General features: G+C 66.4%; 8 protein-coding genes and 1 pseudogene. 8 read left to right on the top strand and 1 reads right to left on the bottom strand.

Annotated elements, in window-relative coordinates:
• The 3 genes from A39O_RS0105950 to A39O_RS36275 form a co-directional block, all read left to right on the top strand.
• On the top strand, nt 1–234 hold a 234-nt coding region (locus A39O_RS0105950; protein ID WP_026199202.1), incomplete at its 5' end, for a hypothetical protein.
• Between the two features lie 425 nt (nt 235–659).
• Nucleotides 660–998 carry a Uma2 family endonuclease gene (locus A39O_RS32170; protein ID WP_407635627.1) on the top strand — a complete coding sequence of 113 codons (339 nt, stop codon included), beginning with the start codon at nt 660–662 and terminating at the stop codon, nt 996–998.
• Nucleotides 999–1211: 213 nt separating this feature from the next.
• Nucleotides 1212–1505 carry a hypothetical protein gene (locus A39O_RS36275; RefSeq protein WP_020503780.1) on the top strand — a complete coding sequence of 98 codons (294 nt, stop codon included), beginning with the start codon at nt 1212–1214 and terminating at the stop codon, nt 1503–1505.
• Nucleotides 1506–1617: 112 nt separating this feature from the next.
• Here A39O_RS36275 and A39O_RS37920 read toward each other — a convergent pair whose 3' ends face one another.
• Entirely contained in the window at nt 1618–1743 is a 126-nt protein-coding gene (locus tag A39O_RS37920) for a type II toxin-antitoxin system Phd/YefM family antitoxin (RefSeq protein WP_020503779.1), read from the bottom strand.
• Nucleotides 1744–2539: 796 nt separating this feature from the next.
• Here A39O_RS37920 and A39O_RS42565 point away from each other — a divergent pair.
• From A39O_RS42565 to A39O_RS0105910, 5 genes and pseudogenes are all read left to right on the top strand, one after another.
• Nucleotides 2540–3154: pseudogene (locus A39O_RS42565) on the top strand (formylglycine-generating enzyme family protein).
• A 190-nt stretch (nt 3155–3344) separates the two neighbouring features.
• Complete coding sequence (locus tag A39O_RS0105925; protein ID WP_020503777.1) at nt 3345–3713, top strand: antitoxin Xre/MbcA/ParS toxin-binding domain-containing protein; 369 nt, start codon at nt 3345–3347, stop codon at nt 3711–3713.
• Nucleotides 3714–3805: 92 nt separating this feature from the next.
• Nucleotides 3806–4360, top strand: coding sequence for an RES family NAD+ phosphorylase (locus A39O_RS0105920; RefSeq protein ID WP_020503776.1), 555 nt, complete (start codon nt 3806–3808; stop codon nt 4358–4360).
• A complete protein-coding gene (locus tag A39O_RS40440; protein ID WP_157639696.1) occupies nt 4317–4697 on the top strand; it encodes a type II toxin-antitoxin system HicA family toxin in 381 nt (126 codons plus the stop codon). Before A39O_RS0105920 ends, A39O_RS40440 begins: the two co-directional genes overlap by 44 nt.
• 5 nt (nt 4698–4702) lie before the next feature.
• The coding region (locus A39O_RS0105910) for a type II toxin-antitoxin system HicB family antitoxin (RefSeq protein WP_020503774.1) at nt 4703–4891 on the top strand (189 nt) is incomplete at its 3' end.

Here is a 4891-nt window from a genome sequence, read left to right as displayed (position 1 = left end):
ATCCTCGACTGGAACTGGGACGAGGACCGATGCACCATCCGCACCGGCCACGGCCCCGCCAACATCACCGCGCTACGTCGCTTCGCCATCGGCGCCATCAAGTCAAAATCCCGCGACACGGTCGCCGCCACCATCCAACGCCTGGCACGCAACGTCCGCCTGGTGTTCGACTACCTGGGCATGACGGAAAACTCCCGCCGCCGCCCGCGGGGACGGCCAGCCACGGTGGGCTAGAACGGATTCGCCGCGCGCCGCGAACGCGGCCCTGATGTCCCCAACGCTTGCGCCTGATGCCACTGCATGCCGGTGAAAAACCCAGGCGCTTCAAATTTCTCCCGGTTTCTCTGGGGGATGCTTCGGCGATTTCCGAAGCATTTCGTACCGCGCGGGCTCAACCTCCGCTGACGGGGGCGATGCGACCGGAGGCCGACGCTGTAGCGGGCGGCGGCGCCGCGTCAGGCTTAAACTTCGACCTTCGGTCTGTTATGCGGGAGCAGCAAGACCCCGCCCCCCGTGGGAGCGGCGTCCCGCCGCGACGCGGTGCCGCGGTGACTTCGGACCCTCTGTTTTTTCCGACCCGAGACGCACAGCTTCCTGCCAAGCCCCACGCAGGGCCAGCGCTCGAGCTTGAGCGGTGTGCTGGCTGAGGGTTACCGTCCCTGGCGCTGGGTCCCGGCATCCTGCCGGGACGACGGAGATCGCGGTTCGCCGCTTGTCTCGTCATCCATCGCTTCACCGTAGTGCCGGATTGGGTGTGCGGGATTCTGTCCCCATCGACCGAGAGCAAAGACCGCAAGGTCAAGATGCCGATCAACGCGCAGTGTGGGGTTCCCTGCGCTTGGCTGCTCGATCCGGTCGCGCACAGCCTGGAAGCCTACGCCTTGGAAGGCGGGGCCTGGCAGGAGATCGGACGCTTCGCCGGCGCTGCACCGGTGTCGGTTGCGCCTTTCGAGGCAGTGACGATCAGACTGGATGACCTGTGGGCACCGATCGAGTAGCGATCGGGCTTGGGCCGACCGACGTAGCGCTAAAAGCAAGAGCCGGTTTGAAGCGGAGGATAGACCGCGGTTTCCTGATTTCGTGCGGATAAGCATGGCGCCGACTGACTCCTGACCGACGACACGTGGTAGGCATTGGCGCTTGCCCGCTGTTGGCGCAGGTGTTAGCGTCGAATCCTGGTCATACTCCGTCGCGTCGGCAGGGTCTACTCCATGAAGGTCGATATCATCCTCAGCAAACGGCGCAGCGGCTACCTGGCACAGGTCAGCAATTTGCCGGAGATCCGCGCAAAGGAAGCGACCCGCGAGGCGGCGTTGCTCGGGGTCGAGCGGCGGCTGCCGGCCTATTTCGACCGGGTGGAACTCGTCCGTTTAGACCTCGGCGGACCCAACGATGGCCCTTCGCTGCTTGAGCGCTTCGGCAGCTTTGCCGACGACCCGACTTTCGATGACTGGCAGGCTGAGATCGCCACTTACCGTCAGGAACACACTGTCCGCCCGAGTTAGGGAAGAGGTCCTCCTGGGCGATGGTCCGCCCCTGGGCGCAATCGGCCTCGCCCTGGACCAGCACCTTGAGCATCAGGAGGCCCTCGTGCTCCGCTTGGGACTGCGCGTAGTCCTAGACCATGGCGCTGGCGCGGCCGTTCCGGGTCAGGACCAGCACCCGCGGTTCGTCGTGCAAACGGGCCAGCAGGCGGCTGGCGTCTGACTTGAACTCGCTCAGGCTAATGATGGCGTCGGACATCGGGGCTCGCTTCATTCGGATCGGATCAAGGTCGAGTCCAGCACGGAGCGGGGCGGAGTGGCGGGGCGGCGCGGCGCGGCGCCGGAAGGGTCAGAGCTGGAAGCCCTGACAACAAGGTTCCGCACGCGGGCGGTCGGAACCTCGGTCCGAGCGGTTTTCATGGTCCGGTGTGGCGCGGGCGCCATGGCCGTCAGCCGGACGAACGGCCGCTCGCGGGCGTGGAATTGGCGAACACCCGCGCAGTCTCGCCGCGTGGGAACGCGAGGAAACGGTTTTCCTGAGAATCAACCCCACCCGTTTGTCGAGGGCTGCATGCCGCCCTGATCTCTCATACTGAACGCCAGTTTCGTCGCCCCCTGAAGGAGTCTCCGCCCATGCGTTCGCCTCGTTTCCGCCGACCCAGCCCCGTCGGCACCGCCTTCCTGGCCACCCTTTCGCTCAGCCTGCCACTCACCGCCCAGGCCGAAAAGGGCATGATGGAAATCACCTCCGAGCCCGGCGACGCCAAGGTCTTCGTGGACGGCCAGCGCAAGGGCAGCACCCCGGCGCAGGCGGGCAAGGCACTGGTGCTGGAGATCGAGGAGGGCGAGCACCGCGTGGAGGCCGTCACCGCCGGCGAGCGCCCCGGCAAGGCCAGCGCGGAGGTCTTCGTCGGCGCCGGTGCCATCCAGCCGGTCCACCTGGTGCCCTTCGCGGCACCGGCCATGATCCGCATCCCCGCCGGCAGCTTCCTGATGGGTGCCAGCCGGGCGAGGCCGAATGCGATGGCTACGAAAAGCCCGCCCACCGGGTCAGCATCCCTGCCTTCGAACTCGGCAAGACCGAGGTCACCTTCGCCGATTGGGACGCCTGCGTCGCCGACGGCGGCTGCCGCCACAAATCCGGTGATGAGGGCTGGGGCCGCGACGACCGGCCGGTGGTCAACGTCTCCTGAGACGATGCGCAAGCCTATCTCAAATGGCTCAGCCGCAAGAGCAGCCAGAGCTATCGGCTACCGACCGAGGCCGAATGGGAATACGCCGCCCGCGCCGGTACCACCACGGCCTTCAGTACCGGGAACTGCATCAACACCCGCCAGGCCAATTACGACGGCAACTATGATTACAACAACTGCGGCGCCAAGACCGGTGTCAACCTGCTAAAGACTCAGCCGGTGGGCAGCTACCCGGCCAATCCTTGGGGCCTGTCGGAGATGCATGGCAATGTCTTGGAGTGGACCCAGGACTGCTGGAATGAGAACTACCGGGGGGCTCCCGGCATTGGTGCGGCCTGGACCTCCGGAGACTGCGCGTGGCGCGTGTTCCGCGGCGGCTCTTGGGACCTCGCTCCAACGAACCTGCGCTCAGGCTTCCGCTACTGGTCGCGATGGACCCCCGTTCGCTTTCGATCTGGCGTACATCGGCGATCGTGAACAATGTCCTCTTGCCATTGGGCCGGCAAGCGGCCTCCCGGAGGGATCGGCGGCGGTCCGGTCGACCTCCGCGTCGACCGCGCGAGCCCGAGGCCGAGAATAGGGCGACCGGTGCACGCTCCAGGCTTGCATTCGCCCGCCGATGCCGCATACTTTGACCCATCTATGGTTCAATTTATAAGGCATCCACATGCTCGCCCAGTCCAGATTGCTCGCCGATGTCATCACCGAACAAGGCGTCGTCACCACCGACGGACTGGCGGCGGCACTGCGGGTGACCAAGACGGAACTCGCCCTGGCCACCGGCCTGTCCCGCGATGCGGTCTCCAAGCGCGGCCGGGTCGGGGCCCGCAGCACTCAGGCACGACTGCGCGACACGGTCGAGATCATCAACCACGTCGCCCCCTGGGCGGGCTCCGTGGTCGCCGCCTTCGCCTGGTACCGCTCGCAGCCGCTCCCGTCATTCGGCGACAAGACCGCTGAGGACCTGGTGAAAGAGGGCCGCGCCCAGGCGGTCAAGGACTATCTGTCGCGCATCGCCGAGGGCGGCTATGCGTGACGCTCAGTCGGGGAATCAGTCCGCGAAGAACGCGAGTCAGCGCGAATGAATACGCTCGATGACAGCCGACCTTCCGAGATGGATTGTCCGACATGAAGGGTCCTGACCAGCCCGCACCCCTGCCCCTGATCCGCCGTGAGTTGCTCACCTTCCGCGCCCATCACCCACGGTGGGCCTTTGCACCCACATCGGGCGAGGGTGCCGCACGCCGCGGCGGGCGCTTCAACCCGCCGGGGACGCCCGCACTCTATACTTCGCTGACCCCCACCACCGCCTGGATGGAGGCGCAGCAGGGCCTCCCATACAAGGCCCAGCCCATGACTTTGGTCGCCTATCGGGTGAACTGCGCCGCACTCATCGACCTGACCCATGCGCCGACCCTCGCCGCGCTCGGCATCGCGGCGGATGTACTTGCGACTCCCTGGGAAGATCTGGCCTCCTGTGGCATCGAGTCGCCCACCTGGATCCTGGCCCGCCGGCTCATCGGCGCGGGTGCCGCCGCCTGCCTGGCCCCGAGCTTCGCTCCCGGTGTCGGACCGCAGGACCGCAACCTGATCCTGTGGCGCTGGCAGGCCCAGGACGACTGTCGGGTCGAGGTCATTGATGACCTGGGGCGGTTGCCGAAAGACGATCGGTCCTGGGGCTGACGGCCATGGAGGTGGTCATCTGCCGATCCTGGACCTGGACTCCATCCCGGCGGAACTTGCGATCTCGGGGCTGGGCGCGACAACGGGCGCCCCGGCGCCAGCTCTCAGCGCGGACGTTGGTCGAATACATGGCGGTCTCGTGCGGAGCCAGTCGCTCGTTGCAGGTATTATCAAGCAGCTCAAGGCCGAAGGTTGGGCGGTGCTGCGCCAGGAAGGCAGTCATGTCCGCATGGGCAAAGGTGCGGCCCGCACGACGGTCCCGCTGCACGGCAAGCGCGACTTGAAACCGGGCACCTTGGCCGGCATCGAACGCCAAACCGGCATCAAGCTCAGGTAACCCCCATGGACATCCGCTACCCCGCGACTTTGACCCCGGAGCCCGACCGCGGTTTTGTGGTCCAGTTTATCGACTTCGGCGAAGCCTTCACCGAGGGTGAAACCCTGGAGGAGGCCCTATTCAACGCTGCCGAGGTGCTGACCTTGACCCTGGATGGACGGATGGACGAAGGGCAGCCCATCCCCGCGCCCTCG

This window comes from Lamprocystis purpurea DSM 4197, from assembly GCF_000379525.1.
GTDB classification, from domain to species: Bacteria; Pseudomonadota; Gammaproteobacteria; order Chromatiales; family Chromatiaceae; genus Thiodictyon; species Thiodictyon purpureum.
This window is presented reverse-complemented; position numbering and strand designations above follow the sequence as displayed.